The following is a 17706-nucleotide window of genomic DNA, read 5'->3' as shown; positions in this document are numbered from 1 at the left end:
GGAATCCGCTGATTTCTGGTAGTCTCTTATATGACTTGGACATTCGGTGAGTTTAATCTCGATCCGGAACGTTTCCAGCTTGTTCGTCGTGGCGTTGCCGTGTCGCTCGAGCCCCAGGTGCTTGCCCTCTTGATCCAGCTCGTCAGAAACCACAATCGCATGGTCTCCAAGGACGAGATCGTTGAGACGGTTTGGTCGGGAAAGGCCGTCTCGGATGCCAGCATCTCCAGTCGCGTCCGATCGGCGCGCCAGGCGGTGGACGATGACGGCACCCGGCAGAAGGTGATCCAGACAGTCCATGGCCGGGGTTTTCGCTTTGTCGCAGCGGTCACATCGACGACGCAGGTGCAGGTAACCTCCGGCGCACCTCCCGAGCACCTGTCGGGAAGGCCGTCGATCGCGATCCTCCCCTTCAGGCTGCTGGTGCCTGAAGCCGGACTTGCCGTGCTGGCCGAGGCGATCCCGCACGAGATCATCGAGGCACTATCGCGGCTGCGCTGGCTGGCGGTGATCGCGCGCGGCTCCTCGTTCCGCTTCGGGATGGACACGACCGACGTCGACTTGGTCGCGTCGGCCCTATCGGCGCGCTATGTCCTCTCCGGGATCATCGAGCGTCGCGGCACTGGAATTGCGGTGACCCTGGAATTAGAGGATACCGGCACCCGCCAAGTGCTCTGGGCCGACCGTCTCGAATCGCCGCTCGACGGGATAGACGAACTCAGGTCGCGGATCGTTGCTCATCTGATTGCCGCCTTCGAAACGCATATTCCGCTCAACGAGGCGCGCGTCGCCCGGTTGAGAAATCTCGAAGATCTCGATGCCTGGGCCAATTATCATGTCGGCCTTCGGCACCTCTATCGCTTCACCGCATCTGATACCGAACAGGCGCGGGCCTGCTTCGAGCGTGCAATCGCTGCCGAACCGGACTTCGCACGTGCGCGTGCGGGGTTGTCCTTCACCAGCTTCCTTACTGCATTCCTGCGTCTCGAATCTGATATTGCGGCTGCGGCGCGTTCCGCCCGGCACCACGCAGAGCGGGCGCTGGAACTGGATGCGCTCGACCCATTCGCGAATTTTACGATGGGCCGTTCTTTCTGGCTGACCGACCAGCCGGAGGTCGCGGCGGATTGGCTTGCGCGCGCAACGACGCTGAATCCGAACTACGCACAGGGGTTCTACGCCTCGGCCTTCACCGCAATGCTGCTCGGCGACCGCGCTACGACAATCACGGCGCTGGACACCTCACTGCACCTCAGCCCGCTCGACCCCCTTCTCTACGGGGTCCACGGGGTGCGAGCACAATCGCTCATGCAGCAGGAAGACTACGAGGCCGCCGCAATCTGGGGCGACCGCGCCGTGGCCCAACCCGGCGCACATTACCTGATCGGGATGATCGCGCTTGCAGCAAATGGGTTGGTGGGGCGTCATGAGCGAGCCGGGCAGCTGCGGCAGGACATTCGCAGGCGTAAACCCGATGCCACTGCGGCAGACTACTTTACCGCCTTCCCGACTCGCCACGCGGCGTCCCGCAGTCGCATCGCCGCCGAGTTGGCCCGGCAAGGATTCTGATGGATGAAAGCGGTCGGTTCAAGCTCGGCAGCGCCCTGAGCAGGCAACATTGGTCGCGCCCCACACGACGCCGGGATCATGTAGCTCCCATAGCCGGAGATGACGAGGTCAATTTCTACAGGGCCGCTGAAAGGGTCGCGGCCGCACGTTCCGGTCTTGCGCTTTCCAAGGCGCTAGGTGCTCAGCGAGCGCCTCAGCCAGCCTGATTGGCCAAGCATTGTGCTGGATCATCTGCTGGGTTGATCCGGTGTGCGGACCGCACAGCGGGGTCGTCGTCAGAGGCGCTTAGGGCGCCCAGGAGTCACGATCCTCAGATAGCAAATCGACCTTTAGGTGCGCAACTTGACCAACTACTACCCTTGATTGTGTTCGTTTGACAGCGTGTTGAGGGTGGGACATCGTCTGAATTCAAGCGTGGTTCTCATTTCGCCGTCTCGATCAAAGAGTTATTTCCCACACTCCAAAACCAAAATGCGGGGCGCATGACGCCTTGCGATAAAATGGCAGGAAGGCAGATTGGCATGACAAGATTTGTGGGGTTGGCCTATTGTTCCAAGCCGGCGAATTTCTCGTTCGACCAGACCGATGAAATTCTTCAGATCGCTCGCCACAACAACGAACGCGATGCTCTTACTGGCGCCCTCGTCTACGACAACAGCACGTATCTTCAGTGGCTTGAAGGCGGTGCAAGCGAAATTCGGGATGTTTTTGGACGGATTTGCCACGATCCGCGCCATAGCAGGATCAAGCTTCTGACAGTGCAGGAACTGGATGATCGTTGGTTCCCTGACTGGTCCATGACCGCCGCGGTCACGCAGGATCAGACATTGCGTGGTCTCAAATTGGTCCCACACCTGTCGTTGTCACGGTTCGACCCCTTCGGTTGGTCCGAAGAAGATGTAACCTGCTTCATGGATGCGCTCAGTGATTACCTGACCCACCGGCCAGTCCCGAAGTCAAAACCGCTTGATGAAGATCACGTTTCACCGCGGATGGTGGAAAGCAACCCATTGGCCGGCCTTGACCGGCGTCTGCATAGACTTTTTTGATTATGACTTTGGCCGTCGATCAAGGAGGGTGAACCATCTCGCACAATGGCTCCATAAAATCCTCCCCGCAGCCGCCGGGGCGAACCGGCCGCCGTGCAGGCCACGATCAGCGCAAGCATAGTTGGGAATTTTTTGTCAGGTTGCGAACACCTGGTCGGCGGGCAGCCGGCACGTCCCATTAGCTGCCGATCAATCCCGCGCTGTCGCTGCAGTTCGGCTTCCCAAGAGCCGCAGTCCATACTTGCGGAAGCGCTTCTGGCAGGCCAAAGTTTCTGAAGGGCCCTCAACCGTCGCTCGGCATCAAGATGATGCCATCATATGGCAATGCCATCGACCACCTGGTGGATAGGAGCTTGGCGCAACAACGCATTTGTCAAGCGCCTCTGGCAGATCATCAATACGAAGTGGACTACCGGCGGGGTTACTCCAGTGCCTCGAATGCCCGTGCCGGGATCGGCCGCTACCGCGTCTTCTACAGCAGACCTTGCCCGCATTCGCCGCTTGACGGAAAGAACCAAGATCATGTCTATTTCCAGTCAGCCGAGGTCCATCGTGGTGGCGGCATAACCGAGGCGAACATACACTTAGAATACGCCTTGCACCTCTTCAGCTCTACCTGAGGAACTGGAAATTGAACTTAGCCGCCGATAGCCTCTTCATGTCCAACCCAGACCCAATGTGGGTATATGATCTGCAGACATTGCGCTTCCTTGCGGTCAACAATTCAGCAATCTTGAAATACGGATACAGCCGCGAGGAATTTCTGGCGATGACGATCGCAGATATCCGCCCTGCGGAGGATCGTGCCGCGTTGGAAAAGGACGTTGCCGCGGTAAACGAAGGTCGCGGTGAGTCAGGGGTGTGGCGACATTGCCTGAAGTCCGGCCAGGTAATCCACGTGGACATCACCGGGCACACAATCACCCATGATGGTCGTCGTGCTGAACTCATTGCAGCACGAGACGTCTCGCGCCTCGTCGTCGCCGAAGGGGCCGCGCAGGCCGCGCTCGTGCGCGAGGAAGCAACTTCCCGTGACCTGGAGCGGACAAAACGATTGCTCGAGATCGCGGGAACATCGGCGAAGTTTGGCGCGTGGCGATACGACATAGCTTCCGATCGGCTGGAATGGTCACGCCAGACCGCCCGAATCCACGATGAACCGGAAGGGTTTTCACCAACCGCAGAACAAGGCATCGGATACTATGCCCCGGAACACAGGGACCGAATTACGACCTTGTTCCAAGCCTGTCTCAACGAGGGCAAACCTTACTCCGAGGTGCTTGAAATAATAAGTGCAAAAGGGCGCAGGCTCTGGGTTCGTGCGACCGGCGAGCCGGAACGCGATGAAGCCGACCATATCGTGGCCATTCAAGGGTCTTTTCAGGACATCTCCGAACATGTTGCCGCGCAGCAAAAGGCCAACGAACTGAGCGACAGTCTCGTAGAAACGCTCGAAGGCATCAGCGATGCGTTCTATCTGCTCGATAGCGATTGGCGCTTCGTTTTCGTGAACGGTCAGGCCGAGCGTCTTATTCAACGCAAACGGGAGGAGATTCTTGGCAAGCTTGTGTGGGAAGAGTTTCCTGACGCTGTCGGAAACATTAAACAGCATTACGAGCTCGCGATCGCAGGCGGACGGAGAATTCGGTTTCTGGAATACTATCCGGCGCTTCGGACATGGTTCGAGATCGACGCGGATCCAACGCCCCGAGGGCTGGCGGTCTACTTCCGGGATGTCACCGAACAGCGCGCCCGCGACGAACAATTGCGCCTGCTGGATGTTGCCACGTCACACCTGAACGACATCTTGCTCATCACCGAGGCAGAACCTTTTGACGCCCCTGATGGGCCGAAGATCGTGTATGTGAACGATGCTTTCGAACGACGCATGGGTTACTCCCGCGAGGAAGTGATAGGCAAGACGCCTCGTATCTTGCAGGGCCCAAAGACGCAGCGTGATGAGCTCGACCGTATCCGCCGCGCCATGGAGAAATGGGAGCCCGTGCGCTCTGAACTGATCAACTACACCAAGGCGGGCGAGGAATTCTGGCTGGAGCTGGAGATCGTGCCAGTGGCCAATGAAACAGGATGGTTCACGCATTGGGTCGCTATCGAGCGCGACATTACCGAACGCAAGTATGCCGAACAGGCGTTGCGCACCAATGAAGCGCGCTTTCGCCTCGTCGCCAAGGCCACAGGCAGTGCTGTTTGGGAATGGGACATCGACCGCGACAGCCTCTGGTGGAGCGAAAGCATGCAGGAGATCTACGGGCATGCGCCATACCGGGACGACGGCACGCCGACCGCGTGGCGTGAGCTGATTCACCCCGATGATCGGGCGCGCGCCACGGAAGCCTTCGAGGCCCTGCGAACCGAACAGAAAGATGTCTTGCAAGAGATATTCAGGTTTCAGCGCGCCGATGCCAGTTGGGCGACGGTCGAGGACCGCGGCTTCGTTGTTCGCGATGAAAACGGTCGCGTGACCCATGTGCTTGGCAGCATGACCGATATCTCCGAGCGCCTGCAGTTGGAGGACCGGCTGCGTCAGGCCCAAAAGATGGAGGCTGTGGGCCAGCTGACCGGCGGTGTCGCGCATGACTTCAACAACCTGCTGACTATTGTCCTGGGCAATGCCGAAGCCTTGTCTGAAAATCTGGAAAGACAGCCGCGCCTTTACGCCATGGCAGAGATGACCGCAAATGCCGCTCTAAGGGGGGGCGAGCTGACCAGCCGCCTTCTTGCTTTCTCTCGCAAGCAGACATTGGAGCCGCGGGTGCTGGATGTCAGCCAGTTGATCCAGAGAATGGACAGCCTGTTGCGGCGCACATTGCCCGAGAATATCGAAATCGAGATCGTGCGCTCCGGCGGCTTGTGGAAAACCCAAATTGATCCCGGCCAGCTTGAATCCGCGCTTCTGAACCTGGCCCTGAATGCCCGCGATGCGATGCCAGAAGGTGGTGCACTGACCATCGAGATGGCCAATGCCACGCTGGATGACGAGTATGTGACTAGCGAACTGGACGTCGAGGCTGGGCAATATGTGCTGATCGTGGTCACCGATACCGGCCCTGGTATTCCACCTGAGTTCGTCGGCCGAGTTTTCGAACCTTTCTTCACCACCAAGGAGCTCGGCCAGGGCACGGGGCTCGGGCTCAGCATGGTCTACGGTTTCGTGAAGCAGTCAGGTGGCCATATCCGGGTCTATTCTGAAATTGGCGAAGGCACCTCCTTCAAGCTCTACTTTCCACGTTCGTGGGCCAAGGAAGACGGGATTCAGTTCAACAGTGCAGACCGAAAGTTCGCCGGAGGAGAGGAGACGATCCTGGTCGTGGAAGATGACGGGCTCGTGCGCGAACATGTCGTCGCGCAGCTCAGGGGACTTGGATATCGGATATTCCAGGCGTCAGCGGGGGCCGAAGCACTCGAAATTCTGCAACAGGTTTCCGAGATAGACCTTCTCTTTACAGACGTTGTCATTCGCGGCGGGATGGGCGGGCGCGCTGTGGCCGATGCCGCGCGCCAGCTGCGCCCCGATATTAAGGTCCTCTACACGTCGGGTTACACGGAAAACTCTATTGTTCACAATGGCAAGCTTGATCCGGGCGTCGAACTCCTGAGCAAGCCATACCGGCGTGAGCAGCTTGCCCTGAAGCTGCGCAAGGTGTTGGATCGGGAGTGAGCGTGGAACACCTTCGGTAGCTTCTATGGAATGCCGGCTACGGCTGAACGTCTTGAGAGAAGCGCTACACCTGCATCATTCCGCTCTCCGCCCTCCCTGTAGAAGTGCCATGTCGGCTGCTTTCGGACTCTCACCGCCCTAACCTAGAACCGGACAACTTGATGCCGCACCGAGCATGACCGTCAGCTTCGGGTTGGTTGCTGAAGTTTGGCGCACCACGCGTGAGCATCCGTGAGGCGCAGAAAGTGGGATATGCAAAAGGCTTAACGGTGCCCCCAGCCCACGGGAGACATCCATGGGGCCATTGCAGGCCGCAGCGCAGCTTTCGCATTCCTGCCGTTCATGCATTGCGTAGCATTCACAGTCATGAAAACGCAGACAGCGAGATAAGAACTGATCCGTTCGGCAAGATCTCATACCACTGCCCTTCGGCTGGTGGGGGCGGCCTAGTCCACGAAGGCCAGCATTCGCCCACAGATCAACACGGCAAGCCAGATCAGGAGCGAGGGCAGCCCGACGCGCCACAGCGCGACGCCCGGGCGCGCGAAGCTATTAGTGGAATGAAACCACACTGCGTGGCCGACGCCGCAGGCGATCAGCGTCAGTTTCAGCAAGAACAGCCGCATCTGCAGGTAATCGGCCGGTCCGGCCAGAAACAGCAGCAGCCCAGTCATCATGGCAAGTGTCAATCCGGTCATGGCAACCGGCACCAGCACCCGCGCCAGATCAGGCACGGGGACGGTTGGCCACAGCCCGATCAGCCGCAGATCAAGGCTGGCTATCGCGCCGATCAGCAGCGCGATTCCCAGGACATGCCCGCCGCTGACGGCGGCATAGATCCAGCGGCCGTTCCGCATCATCTGCGCCGGATCGCTGGCAGCAAGCGTCTCGATCAGCGGGTCCACGCGCTAGCTGCGGCCGGGATAGAGGTCGTGTAAATTGTCATCGAACCAGATGCGCTCGGCCTTGAGCAGCCGCTCTTCCACATCCGTCGAGGGTTCGCCTTCGATGACGATTTCCCGGCCCTCGGCGAAATCGTCATCTGTCAGGCCGGCGCGTTCATTGCGCCATGGCTGGCCGACCTCGACCTGCCAGACCTCGCCGTCGGCATCGACCTGCAACACGCCGTGCGGATTGCCGAGCCTGGCCGATTGGATAATGCCGGTAAGACGGATGTTGTCGCCGCTGGTCCAGCGCCAGCCATGATGAGCCAGCACGGGAGTGGCAAATCCCCCGACGAGGATCGCGAAGGTTAGTGTGCGCCGTGTCAGCATGGGCTACTCCTTTCCGTTGCGGCGAGGATAGGCCATGCTGACAGGGCGCGGCAAATCACGGTTTGCGTCGCGAGATATTAGCCCCGCATCTGCAGCAAAACCTGTGGCGAAGAGACCAATCGACACCGGAAGGCCTGTGACCTGTCGGCTGCGCCTGAAGCATCTGAGTGAACCAGCGAAGGCAGAAATGGCTCCAAGCCGACCTGCGGCGGCGCGGCACGCCGCGCCTAGCGCTCCCCTTGCCTCGCATGACGTGGTCGGCCCAGTTCGGACCTTCGTGGTAGCAGTCCGCGCCTCCTTGCGGTTCACCGAACCGGATGTTCGCGCGTCGCGCAGCATTTTCACTGGTCGGATGACGGCTGTTCGGATAAAGGCTGCCGTTTCCAACGAGCGTCATGCTTGCGAGCTGAGCTCGCGCCGCGCTACTGAAAGAATGGACCGGGACAGTTCGTGAAGCTGGTCGGCGGCCAGCCGGTTGATCTGCCAGAAGAGGTGCCGCTCCAACACCTTTCCGGGGACAAGCTCGACGAGATCTCCGCGTTCGAGATGGTGCCTCGCGAGCTGGACCGGATTGAGGGCCCACCCCATACCGGCGACGCTGCCTTCGAGGAAGCTCCGTGTCGATGGGAGCCAATGAGTGGGGAATGACATGTCGTGCCCGAAAACCTCGCGCGCCCAGACGTCCTGGAGTCGGTCCTTCTGGTTGAAGGTGAGAGCGGGCGCGCGCTGAAACGCCTCCTCCGTGACTCCGTCGGGGAAGTAACGGGCAACGAAGTCCGGGCTCGCTGTCGCTTGGTAGCGGAGCGAGCCGAGTGGCGTGACACGGCATCCCTGGACGGCGCGTTCCAGCGAGGTGACGGCAGCAAGCACTCGGCCGCGGCGGAGCCAGTCGGCCGTATGGTCCTCGTCGTCGATGGCGACATTGACGAGATAGTCAGTGGCCTTGGTGAAGGAGGCGATGGCCTCGAGAAACCAGGTCCCGAGGCTGTCGGCGTTCGTGGCCACGTTGAGGGTCACCCGCTGCCCGGCACCTTCAGACCCGGAGAGCTCGGGCAGCTGTTCCATGAGCTCCTTCTCGAGCATCCCCACGCGGTCCATGTGCCGGCAGAGCGCAAGGCCTTTGTCCGTGGCGGTGCATGGCGTGCCGCGTTCGATGAGCACTGCGCCGAGGCGTTCCTCGAGATGCTTGATGCGCTGCGAGACAGCCGACGGGGTTACGTTGAGAGAGGCGGCGGCGCGTTCGAAGCTGCCGGTCCTGACGACCGCGGCGACGGTCCGGAGAGCTGCGTAGTCCACCACCATTCAGTTTTCCTTCATTGGCATCAGTGCCTTTAATTTGTCTAAGCTAAGTCGACCGCATATGCCAAGGGCAGTCGTTCAGATCGGAGCCCAGCACATGGATCTCTCAGTCTTCTTCACCGGCATGATGATGAGCCTCAGCCTCATCGTGGCGATTGGCGCCCAGAACGCCTTCGTGCTGCGGCAGGGGCTGCGGGGTGAGCACGTCCTGGCGGTCTGTCTCGCCTGCGCAATCTCGGACGCGATCCTGATCACCGTGGGCGTGACCAGCTTCCGGACCGTCTCCGAGTGGTTGCCCTGGCTCGAGCCCATCATGCGCTACGGCGGCGCGGCCTTCCTGATTTGGTATGGCGTGAAGAGCGTCCTATCAGCGCTGCGGTCGAACGAGGCACTGGCCGCGGATGCGTCGCTGCCAGTGACCGATCTGTTCCGCACGCTGGTGGCTTGCCTCGCCATCACCTGGCTGAACCCGCATGTGTATCTCGACACGGTTGTCCTACTGGGAACCATCTCCACCCAGTTTGCCGACCGCCTGGGGTCGTTCGCGGTCGGTGCGATCCTCGGATCCTTTGTCTTCTTCTTGGCCCTCGGCTACGGTGCCATCAAATTGCGCCCGGTGTTCGAGCGGCCGGCGGCCTGGCGCATCCTCGAGACTCTCATTGCGCTGGTGATGTGGATCATTGCTTTCAAGCTGCTGGTCGGAACCTGAGGAGGACGCGATGGAGAACATCAACCACCTGCTCGTCGTCTTCACTGCCTACGTGATCGCGGCCGGAAGTCCCGGTCCGAGCACCCTTCGGATCATGGGCGTGGCGATGAACCACGGTCGGCAAGCCGGGCTGGCGCTGGCCGCGGGGGTCATTTCCGGATCGCTGTTCTGGGGGCTGTCCGCGGCCACCGGTGTTTCCGCGTTACTCGCGCGCTATGCCGAGGCCCTGATCATCCTGAAGATCTTTGGTGGCATATACCTGCTCTACCTCGCGGTGCGCGCTGCCCGAAGCGCGATGACCTCCGACCCTGTAACCTCAACCGGCCTCACACGAGCCGAGCCTCCTCCGTCCACTGTAGCGCTCTACCGCCATGGATTGATCATGCATCTGGCCAACCCGAAGGCGGTGTTGGCCTGGATCGCACTTGTCACGCTCGGCCTCGATGCCGAGGCATCCTGGCATGATGTGGCCACCATTCTGGCGGGATGCGCGATCCTGAGCGTGACGATCTTCGGCGGCTACGCCCTCGTGTTCTCGACGGCACCGATGATCCGCCTCTACCGCCGCGCCCGACGTGGAATTGAGGGCGTTCTGGCTGCCATCTTCGGCTTCGCCGGCCTGCGCCTGCTCTTGTCACGCGTTTGAAGGAGATGCTCGCATGACCTTATTCACAGGCCTGTCGGCTTTCCCGCTCACGCCTGCCGACGAAGATGGGCAGCTGAAGTCCGAGCTTCTGCAAAGGTTCTTGGAGCGGATCGTGATTGCGGGCGCGGATTCCATCGGGCTACTCGGCAGCACCGGCGGATACGCCTACCTGACGCCGGAAGAGCGCAAACGCACGCTGCGGGCTGCCGTGGAGTGCGTGGCGGGGCGGACGCCGCTCATCGTCGGTGTCGGCGCTCTCACGACCGAGGTTGCCGCGGACCTCGCGCGCGACGCCCGGAAAGCCGGCGCGGACGGCCTGCTTCTTGCGCCCATGTCCTACCAGCCACTGACCCACGAAGAGGTCTTCCGCCTTTTCGAGTCCGTCGCCGCGGCGGGCGAGCTGCCCCTGTGCATCTACAACAACCCGGGCACCACGAAATTTACCTTCAGCCCGGACTTGATCGCGCGACTAGCCGAGCTTCCGAACGTGGCCGCGGTGAAGATGCCTCTGCCTGCGGACGGCGATTACGAGGGCGAGATGCAGCGCCTGCGGGCCATAACGCCGGAGGGCTTCGCTATCGGCTACAGTGGCGACTGGGGTGCGAAGGACGCACTGCTCGCCGGTGGGGCCTGCTGGTATAGCGTTGTGGCCGGCCTCTTGCCGGAACCCGCTCTCTCGCTCACCCGTGCGGCCCAAGCGGGGAACGCCGCCGAAGCCAAGCGCATCGACCACGCCTTCGCTCCCCTCTGGGCGATGTTCCGGGAGTTCGGGAGCTTTCGGGTGATGTTTGCCATTGCTGAGACCCTCGGCTGCGGCCCCATCACTCCGCCGCGTCCGATCCTGCCGCTCGAGCCAGCATACCGCGAAAGGGTCGAGGTGGCGTTGCGTCCGCTGCTCCAGGTCGCCAGCTGACTGAACGAAAAGGGCGTCCGGACACTCCACGGAAAAGAATGGACTGCATCTCGTGCGCGAATCCCGGTTCAGAAGGCGCGTGAACATCTCAAGAGAGAGGAGGAAAGTGCGCTCCGATCGCATCCGAACTATGGCTTGTTTTGATCCCCGGCAAGGAATGGCTCGACATCCCGACGGGAGCCATCGCGCATGACCATGGAGAGCTCGAAGCCCTAGGAAATTTGCACGGGTGCGAGGGGGATGCATTCTGGCGCCGCCGTATCTGGTGATTGGAACCTCCCATCGCTACGTAGTGCACAATCTCGACGGCGTCGTTGCATATACATGTGTAGGGGCAAAGCTCGGTCAATCCTATTGCTAGGCTCGCCTTGTCGGCAGCCAAAAGCGGGAATCCGCGATGATACCGTCAACCGCTCGTCTTTTCGGTCAAAGCATCTAGGTTGACCAGAAACCGGCGAAGCAAGTCAGTGAATTGAGCGATTTCTTCCTCACTATATCCATCGAGCAGGATGCGCTGCCGGTCCAACGCCTCGCGAAGCACCTCGCCATGAAGCTTCCGGCCTTCTGCTGTAAGCCACCAGCCCCGGCTACGTCCGTTCGCGTGAAGCTCACCTTTTGTGGCCAGTCCCCGCTTTTCGAGCCGTGCGATACAGCGGCTGATCGCGCCTTTGTCGATCCCGATGGTATTGGCTGATTCCGTTACCGTCGCACCCGGTTTGCGTGTCAACATGACAAGCATCCGCCAATCTACCGCCCCGATCCCGAACTTTTGGGCATAGGTCTTGGCCGCCGCGCGTGTGAAGCGGTTGGCGGCGAAGGTCAGAAGAACAGTCGGGCTGCGCGAAAAACTAAGCGTCTGTGCGCCGGCGCCATCATCGTCTTCGACCTCCACAAGGAACAGAGTGTCGAACGCGTCAAAATCATCGGTCATGCCAAAGGTGTAGCGGATTGTGTGAGTGTCGAACAGCCCCCATGTTGTCACGGCAACAATATATTGACGTGACAACATCGAATCTTTAACTTCCTTACTGCAGACCGGCTGAATCAGAGCAGATCGGCAAGGGAGGACACATGACAGAAAATCCGCAAACGCGGGCAGCAGCCGGCTGTCCGATGGAGCAAGCGTCCGAAACGTTCCGACCATTCGAACATCAAGGAATGTATGAATTCCTCGCTTCGGTGCGAGGCGATGTCCCGATCTTCTTCGCACCTGAGATCGACTACTGGGTCGTCACCCGGCGCGCTGACATCGAGAAGATCATGCCGGATGCAGACCGGTTCTCGGCCGAGCTCGCAACCCAACCCGTTTTTCCTTGGCCGGACTCTGTTGGGCGTTACCTCGAAGGTCGCAATTTCAGCAATGAAGCTGTTCAGGTCGCCTGCGACCCGCCCCGTCACACACGGATCAAGAAGTCCGCCGCCCAGTTTCTGAACATCCGACAGTTCATGTCCTATGAAGATGCAATTCGCGATCTTGTTCGCGGCTACATCGAAAGGATGAGGGGCCAAGAGGAGATCGATCTGGTAGAGGCGTTGACCTATGAACTGCCCGCGCAGGTCGTCTTCCTGCTTCTCGGCGTGACGGATTTTGACCCGAAGAAAATCAAGGCATGGGGCGACCTACGACTTCACATGATCTGGGGTGATCCAAACGAACATGACCTCGACACGGCCGCCCGCGATCTCGCCGATTTCTGGGACTATACAGTTGACCTGGTCGAGGCACGCAAGGTGTCACCACAGGACGATTATCCCAGCAAACTGCTTGCCTTGCGTGATGGCGACGACGCCGTGCTCACTGAAAATGAAATCAAAAGCCTCATCTTCGGACTGCTCATCGCCGGGCATGAGACCACGACAAACGCCGCTGGAAACCTGCTCCTGGAACTTCTCAGGCGTCCGAACCAATGGCAGGCCATCGTCGATGATCCGTCCCGCGCCAAAAATGCCGTCGAAGAGGGTCTGCGCTACGTCACTTCGGTCGTGGCGTGGCGCAGGCAGACGAAAGAGCCGGTCACAGTGAGCGGGATCGACCTGCCGAAAGGCGCCAAGGTTCTACTCTCGCTTGCCTCGGCCAACCGGGATCCGGCGAAATTCGACGAGCCAGAGATGTTCGACATCCGCCGCAAGAACGCCCAGGAACACATGGCCTTCGGGCGCGGATTGCATCATTGTGCCGGCGCCCCTCTCGCCCGCCTCGAACTTCGCATCATTCTTGAAGAGCTCACGACGGCGTTTCCGGAGATGGCACTCGTCGATGACCAGTCGATCAACTTTACGCGCACACTATCGTTCCGGGGGCCAAACCAGATTCTGGTTCGACCGTGCGGTTAATCCAGACAGCAGAGGAAATAATGGTTCAGTTCACCTTCATCCAACCAGACGGAACACGCAACACCGTATATGCGACGCCCGGGATGTCGGTGATGGAAACCGCTCAACACAACGGCATTGGCGGCATCATCGCAGAATGCGGTGGGTCAATGGCCTGTGCCACTTGCCATGCTTACTTCGACGCCGATACGATAGCCAAGATCGGCGCATCCGAAGGCAACGAGCATGAAATGCTCGACTTTGCAGCTACGCCGCGCAGCGAACACAGCCGCCTGAGCTGTCAGGTCGAGGTCAGCGAGGTGTTGGAGGGCGCCGAAATCACCATTCCCGATTCCCAAGTTTAATCACGTGCCCGCGCAAAGACGGCCACAATCAAGTAGAGTCATACTTCAGGGAGGAAGATTATGAAAGCCATCAAGACACTGATCGCAGCTGGCCTCGCGGCGCAGATCGCAAGCGCAGCTTTGGCCCAAAACGATCCACGCGTGCTCACGATTGCGTCGTGGGCCGGGCCAAGTCATGTCGTGAACGCCGAAATGTGGCCTCAGTTCATCGACAAATTCGAAGAGATATCCGATGGCGAGCTTACCGCCGAGGTGAAGCTAAACCTCGTGCCACCTCCCGCCATGGCGGACTTCGTGCTGGACGGTGCCGCGGACATCACATTCATATTCCACGGCTATAACGCGGGTCGTTTCGTGGTGCCGCAGCTGGTCGAACTGCCCGGCGTCGAGGGTGATGCCGAAGCCGCCTCCGCCGCCTATTGGCGTGTGTGGAAGAGTCACCTTGAAGCGGCTGGCGAACAGGACGAGTTCAAAACGCTCGCGATGTTCCAGCATGGCGCAGCGCAGCTTCACCTGACCGACCCAATCGACGGCCTTGACGCGGTGGACGGGATGAAGATCCGGGCGCCCGGCGGTGTTGGCTCCCTCGCCGTTGAGGGGCTGGGCGGCGTCGGCATCCAGGTGCCGGCGACCAAGGTCTACGAAACCTTGAGCGCGGGCGCGGCCGATGCCGTGACCATGAACACAGACAGTCGCGTGGGCTATAACCTCGATGAGGTTGCTCCGGTGATATTTGAGATCCCCGGGGGTCTCTATCGCGGCTCGTTCGCTGTGCTCATGAGAAAGGAGACGTGGAACAGCATTGACCCCGAGCTTCGAGAGGCGTTGGATGAAGAGTTCTTCGGCGAACCGATGTCGCGCCTCTTCGGGCGGATCTGGGCTGCCGGGGACGAGAGGGCGATGCAGGCCGCGCGGGACGCAGGCAGCGCGATCATCTCAGCCAGCGACGAGGACATCGCACATTTTGCCCCGATCGTCGAGAACGTGACCGCTACGGTCCTTGAACGGGTCAATGGGCGCGGCATCGACGCCGAAGCCGCCAAAGCCGCCTTCGAAAAGGAAATCGCCGCCGTCATGGCAGAGATCGATTCCTGATGTTCAAGACCCTTGTAGGCGCGGTCCATTGGACCGCGCGTATTCCCCTCTGGCTCGCCATCTCCGCCCTCTTCGCTATGATGGTGTTAACTTTCACGGATGTGCTTCTGCGTTCATTTGCCAGCGCACCCATTCCGGGGGCGGCAGAGTTAACCGAGGTGTTTCTTGCCACGACAGTGTTTGCGGCAATGCCTGCCACATCGCTCTGGGGCCGCCATATTTCGGTTGATCTCTTCGACAGTTTTGTCGCCGCTCGCATTCGCGAAGGGCTGGCCAACTTCATCTTCGGCATCCTGCTCTTTTGGCCAGTTGTGAAATGCTGGGAAAGCGGTGCTCGCACTATCGGATATGGCGAGGTGACACTTTACCTCCGACTGCCCGTCGGCTGGATAATCTACCTGATTGCCGCCGGCATGACACTCGCGGCTTGCGCCATGATCCTGCGCGGGATCTTCATCCTGCTCATGCCCCAAACCGACTTGGCTGACCGAACTGAAGGCGTGGTCAGATCCGGCACTTAATGCAGCCCAAACGAAAGGGATTACCAGCGTGACGCTCGCCTTGATCGGTTTTGCCGCGGTTCTGACACTTGTGTTTCTCCGCGTGCCTATAGCGATTGCCATGGGCTTCGTGGGCCTCGTTGGCTACGCGCATGAGACCTCGACCTCGGCTTCGATTTCAATGACCGCCCGGCTCATCACCGATGCCGCTCGCGACTATGGGCTGTCGGTCGTGCCGCTTTTCGTCCTAATGGGGCTGTTCGTAAACCAATCCGGCATGAGTCGCGAGATCTACCGATCGGCAAATGCCTTTCTTGGTCATTGGCGCGGCGGACTCGCCATGGCGACTGTTGCAGCCTGCGGAATCTTCGCGGCTATCTCAGGCTCGTCTCTTGCAACGGCCGCGACCATGAGCCGTATCGCCATGCCCGAGATGCGTCGCTTCGGCTACGCCGATAGTCTGGCCACCGCCTCAATCGCGGCCGGCGGAACACTCGGCATCCTGATCCCTCCCTCGGTTATCCTCATAATGTATGGGCTTCTCACGCAGTCCTCTATCGCCGCACTCTTTCTCGCCGGTCTGGTCCCCGGTATAATCGGCATACTGTTCTATATGGCTGCGGTGGCCTTCGTGGTCTGGCGCAAACCCGAATCCGGCCCGCGCGGCGAACGTCAGAACTGGCGCGAGCGGCTCACATCTCTGAGCGGGATCGGAGCTGTAGTCGGGCTCTTCGTGTTCGTGATCGGCGGGCTATATGGAATTCTCGATTTTTGGCCGATCAACCTCACCTTCTCTCCCACGGAGGCCGCTGGAATGGGCGCGATGGGAACCTTTGCCATCGCACTTTGGCGGCGTAAGATGCCTTGGTCGGCTCTGAAGGGCGCATTGTCTGAAACGTGTGTGACCACCGCCGGACTCTTTGCTATCCTTATCGGAGCTTGGGTCTTCTCGAACTTCGTCAGCATCGTGGGATTGCCTGAAGCGCTGGTCGCCTTGGTCACCAGCAACGATATCCCGCCAATGACAGTCATGGGCCTCATTCTTTTGATCTACATCCTGCTGGGCTGCGTCTTCGAAAGCCTGTCCATGATGGTTCTCACAGTCCCGGTTTTTTTCCCAATCATCAGTCAATTGGGTTTCGACCCGATCTGGTTCGGAATCGTCGTCGTCGTCGTGACAGAGATTAGTCTGATCACACCTCCTGTGGGTCTAAACGTGTTTATCATGCGCTCCGTGGTCGGTGACGTCTCTACGGCAACAATTTTCCGAGGCGTTACACCCTTCTGGATCGCTGACATTTTTCGGCTTGCATTGATCGTCCTTGTTCCATCTCTCGTGCTTTTCCTGCCGCAGTTGGTGCAAGGTCGATGAAGCGGGTGCCAGAATACCAAGCCCAGCCCGGCCTGACAGGGTCGTTGTTCTAGAACCTATCGAAGGTCTGCCGCGCTGAATAATCCGAGCTTCTCATCGTTTTTTCGATTGAGGAATTGACCTGCCACTGAGCTTTCATCCAGCCACGACCGGAGTCCGGTTGGTGTTGCCCCCCCCCAACACACTGCGGGATCGGCCATGTCACAGCAAGGGTGTCTGCCGCTGCCTTTTTCCAGGCGAAGTTGCCCCTTACCAGTTTGAGCTGCAGCTTGGCGCAAACATGCGGGAGGCGGACTTGGACGAAGAAATCTCAAGATTCATGCTTTTGGCTGCCAAGCTGGAATTCTTTTTGGTCAATCTGACCCACGACTTTGCCCATGTGGATGGTAAGACGCGGGTAGTTTCGGGCGTCAACTGGGATCGGATCGGCCGATCATTGGAGTGCAGGCATCCCTTCAAAGAGTTTGATTTTGCAGAGGCGGGGTTCCAGGTCTTCAAGGAAACGGCCCCTCAATTTCTGGTAGCCAAAGAGGGTGGTGGTTTGAAGTGGGATAGTAATGAAATCGAAATTTCCTCTTGGCAGGTATTATTGGGGCGAAGCTACGCTCAGTTACGAAACAACGTTGCACATGGGAACAAGGCTCAGCTTTCGGCACCTTTCACACACGAACGAACAAGGGCGTTTCTCGAAGCAGGGCATCATCTGATCCACTTTATTGCCGGCGAGTATTCATCGGATGAAACCTGGAGCTACGCAATCCAGTTCTCTTAACATGTTTGTCTTGTCAGGGTAGAAGCTCAGGTAATCTAAACGCAAACGGCCCGGTCCGGATGAGGTGGGTGGCTCCTGCTCCACCGGCATCGAATGTGCCAAAGTGCAGTTATCATTGACTGCTGGGAAAGGAGCCACCCAATGACAGTAA

At 59.6% G+C, this 17706-nt stretch carries 16 protein-coding genes; 12 read left to right on the top strand and 4 right to left on the bottom strand.

From position 1 onward, the window contains the following. Window positions 1-30: 30 nt before the first annotated feature. The 3 genes from BMW66_RS09165 (at window position 31) to BMW66_RS09155 (ending at window position 6297) form a co-directional block, all read left to right on the top strand. Window positions 31-1569, top strand: coding sequence for a winged helix-turn-helix domain-containing tetratricopeptide repeat protein (locus tag BMW66_RS09165; RefSeq protein WP_093117703.1), 1539 nt, complete (start codon window positions 31-33; stop codon window positions 1567-1569). A 521-nt stretch (window positions 1570-2090) separates the two neighbouring features. Then, window positions 2091-2618, top strand: coding sequence for a BLUF domain-containing protein (locus BMW66_RS09160; protein WP_175483201.1), 528 nt, complete (start codon window positions 2091-2093; stop codon window positions 2616-2618). A 658-nt stretch (window positions 2619-3276) separates the two neighbouring features. After that, a complete protein-coding gene (locus tag BMW66_RS09155) occupies window positions 3277-6297 on the top strand; it encodes a PAS domain S-box protein (RefSeq protein WP_093117699.1) in 3021 nt (1006 codons plus the stop codon). A 446-nt stretch (window positions 6298-6743) separates the two neighbouring features. On the opposite strand, the gene BMW66_RS09150 is transcribed toward BMW66_RS09155, so the two are convergent. The 3 genes from BMW66_RS09150 to BMW66_RS09140 form a co-directional block, all read right to left on the bottom strand. Further along, entirely contained in the window at window positions 6744-7202 is a 459-nt protein-coding gene (locus BMW66_RS09150; RefSeq protein WP_093117697.1) for a hypothetical protein, read from the bottom strand. 3 nt (window positions 7203-7205) lie between these two features. Beyond that, a complete protein-coding gene (locus BMW66_RS09145) occupies window positions 7206-7571 on the bottom strand; it encodes a DUF6152 family protein (RefSeq protein ID WP_093117695.1) in 366 nt (121 codons plus the stop codon). Between the two features lie 393 nt (window positions 7572-7964). After that, entirely contained in the window at window positions 7965-8873 is a 909-nt protein-coding gene (locus tag BMW66_RS09140; RefSeq protein ID WP_342741860.1) for a LysR family transcriptional regulator ArgP, read from the bottom strand. A 94-nt stretch (window positions 8874-8967) separates the two neighbouring features. On the opposite strand from BMW66_RS09140, the gene BMW66_RS09135 reads away from it, so the two are divergent. The 3 genes from BMW66_RS09135 to BMW66_RS09125 are packed head-to-tail and all read left to right on the top strand — an operon-like array spanning window position 8968 to window position 11138. After that, a complete protein-coding gene (locus BMW66_RS09135) occupies window positions 8968-9579 on the top strand; it encodes a LysE/ArgO family amino acid transporter (RefSeq protein ID WP_093117693.1) in 612 nt (203 codons plus the stop codon). A gap of 10 nt (window positions 9580-9589) precedes the next feature. Next, the gene (locus BMW66_RS09130) at window positions 9590-10225 is read left to right on the top strand and encodes a LysE family translocator (RefSeq protein ID WP_093117691.1); all 636 of its coding nucleotides are present in this window, start codon (window positions 9590-9592) and stop codon (window positions 10223-10225) included. A gap of 13 nt (window positions 10226-10238) precedes the next feature. Continuing rightward, window positions 10239-11138, top strand: coding sequence for a dihydrodipicolinate synthase family protein (locus tag BMW66_RS09125; RefSeq protein ID WP_093117689.1), 900 nt, complete (start codon window positions 10239-10241; stop codon window positions 11136-11138). Between the two features lie 406 nt (window positions 11139-11544). Here BMW66_RS09125 and BMW66_RS09120 read toward each other — a convergent pair whose 3' ends face one another. Beyond that, the gene (locus BMW66_RS09120) at window positions 11545-12282 is read right to left on the bottom strand and encodes a MarR family winged helix-turn-helix transcriptional regulator (RefSeq protein ID WP_245729417.1); all 738 of its coding nucleotides are present in this window, start codon (window positions 12280-12282) and stop codon (window positions 11545-11547) included. Between the two features lie 14 nt (window positions 12283-12296). Between BMW66_RS09120 and BMW66_RS09115 the strand changes: the two genes are divergently transcribed. The 6 genes from BMW66_RS09115 (at window position 12297) to BMW66_RS09090 (ending at window position 17555) form a co-directional block, all read left to right on the top strand. Then, window positions 12297-13472 carry a cytochrome P450 gene (locus BMW66_RS09115; RefSeq protein WP_175483200.1) on the top strand — a complete coding sequence of 392 codons (1176 nt, stop codon included), beginning with the start codon at window positions 12297-12299 and terminating at the stop codon, window positions 13470-13472. 20 nt (window positions 13473-13492) lie between these two features. Further along, a complete protein-coding gene (locus tag BMW66_RS09110) occupies window positions 13493-13816 on the top strand; it encodes a 2Fe-2S iron-sulfur cluster-binding protein (RefSeq protein WP_093117684.1) in 324 nt (107 codons plus the stop codon). Between the two features lie 60 nt (window positions 13817-13876). Further along, window positions 13877-14911, top strand: a complete 1035-nt coding sequence (locus BMW66_RS09105) for a TRAP transporter substrate-binding protein (protein ID WP_093117682.1) — start codon at window positions 13877-13879, stop codon at window positions 14909-14911. Beyond that, window positions 14911-15432 (top strand): TRAP transporter small permease, encoded by a 522-nt coding sequence (locus tag BMW66_RS09100; RefSeq protein WP_093117680.1) that lies wholly within the window; start codon window positions 14911-14913, stop codon window positions 15430-15432. Before BMW66_RS09105 ends, BMW66_RS09100 begins: the two co-directional genes overlap by 1 nt. Window positions 15433-15460: 28 nt before the next feature. Then, window positions 15461-16783, top strand: a complete 1323-nt coding sequence (locus tag BMW66_RS09095; RefSeq protein WP_093117678.1) for a TRAP transporter large permease — start codon at window positions 15461-15463, stop codon at window positions 16781-16783. A 295-nt stretch (window positions 16784-17078) separates the two neighbouring features. Continuing rightward, window positions 17079-17555, top strand: a complete 477-nt coding sequence (locus BMW66_RS09090; protein WP_245729416.1) for a hypothetical protein — start codon at window positions 17079-17081, stop codon at window positions 17553-17555. Window positions 17556-17706: the final 151 nt, after the last annotated feature.

The organism is Salinihabitans flavidus (assembly GCF_900110425.1).
GTDB lineage: Bacteria > Pseudomonadota > Alphaproteobacteria > Rhodobacterales > Rhodobacteraceae > Salinihabitans > Salinihabitans flavidus.
The sequence above is the reverse complement of the archived record's forward strand: the minus strand, read 5'-3'. Positions and strand labels throughout refer to the sequence as shown.

Bases quoted from the DNA above. Each gene is read 5' to 3' on its own strand.
- BMW66_RS09165 (WP_093117703.1), top strand. From the start codon at position 31: ATGACTTGGACATTCGGTGAGTTTAATCTCGATCCGGAACGTTTCCAG.
- BMW66_RS09160 (WP_175483201.1), top strand. From the start codon at position 2,091: ATGACAAGATTTGTGGGGTTGGCCTATTGTTCCAAGCCGGCGAATTTC.
- BMW66_RS09155 (WP_093117699.1), top strand. From the start codon at position 3,277: ATGTCCAACCCAGACCCAATGTGGGTATATGATCTGCAGACATTGCGC.
- BMW66_RS09145 (WP_093117695.1), bottom strand. From the start codon at position 7,571: ATGCTGACACGGCGCACACTAACCTTCGCGATCCTCGTCGGGGGATTT.
- BMW66_RS09140 (WP_342741860.1), bottom strand. From the start codon at position 8,873: ATGGTGGTGGACTACGCAGCTCTCCGGACCGTCGCCGCGGTCGTCAGG.
- BMW66_RS09135 (WP_093117693.1), top strand. From the start codon at position 8,968: ATGGATCTCTCAGTCTTCTTCACCGGCATGATGATGAGCCTCAGCCTC.
- BMW66_RS09130 (WP_093117691.1), top strand. From the start codon at position 9,590: ATGGAGAACATCAACCACCTGCTCGTCGTCTTCACTGCCTACGTGATC.
- BMW66_RS09125 (WP_093117689.1), top strand. From the start codon at position 10,239: ATGACCTTATTCACAGGCCTGTCGGCTTTCCCGCTCACGCCTGCCGAC.
- BMW66_RS09120 (WP_245729417.1), bottom strand. From the start codon at position 12,282: ATGGTCGGAACGTTTCGGACGCTTGCTCCATCGGACAGCCGGCTGCTG.
- BMW66_RS09115 (WP_175483200.1), top strand. From the start codon at position 12,297: ATGTATGAATTCCTCGCTTCGGTGCGAGGCGATGTCCCGATCTTCTTC.
- BMW66_RS09110 (WP_093117684.1), top strand. From the start codon at position 13,493: ATGGTTCAGTTCACCTTCATCCAACCAGACGGAACACGCAACACCGTA.
- BMW66_RS09105 (WP_093117682.1), top strand. From the start codon at position 13,877: ATGAAAGCCATCAAGACACTGATCGCAGCTGGCCTCGCGGCGCAGATC.
- BMW66_RS09100 (WP_093117680.1), top strand. From the start codon at position 14,911: ATGTTCAAGACCCTTGTAGGCGCGGTCCATTGGACCGCGCGTATTCCC.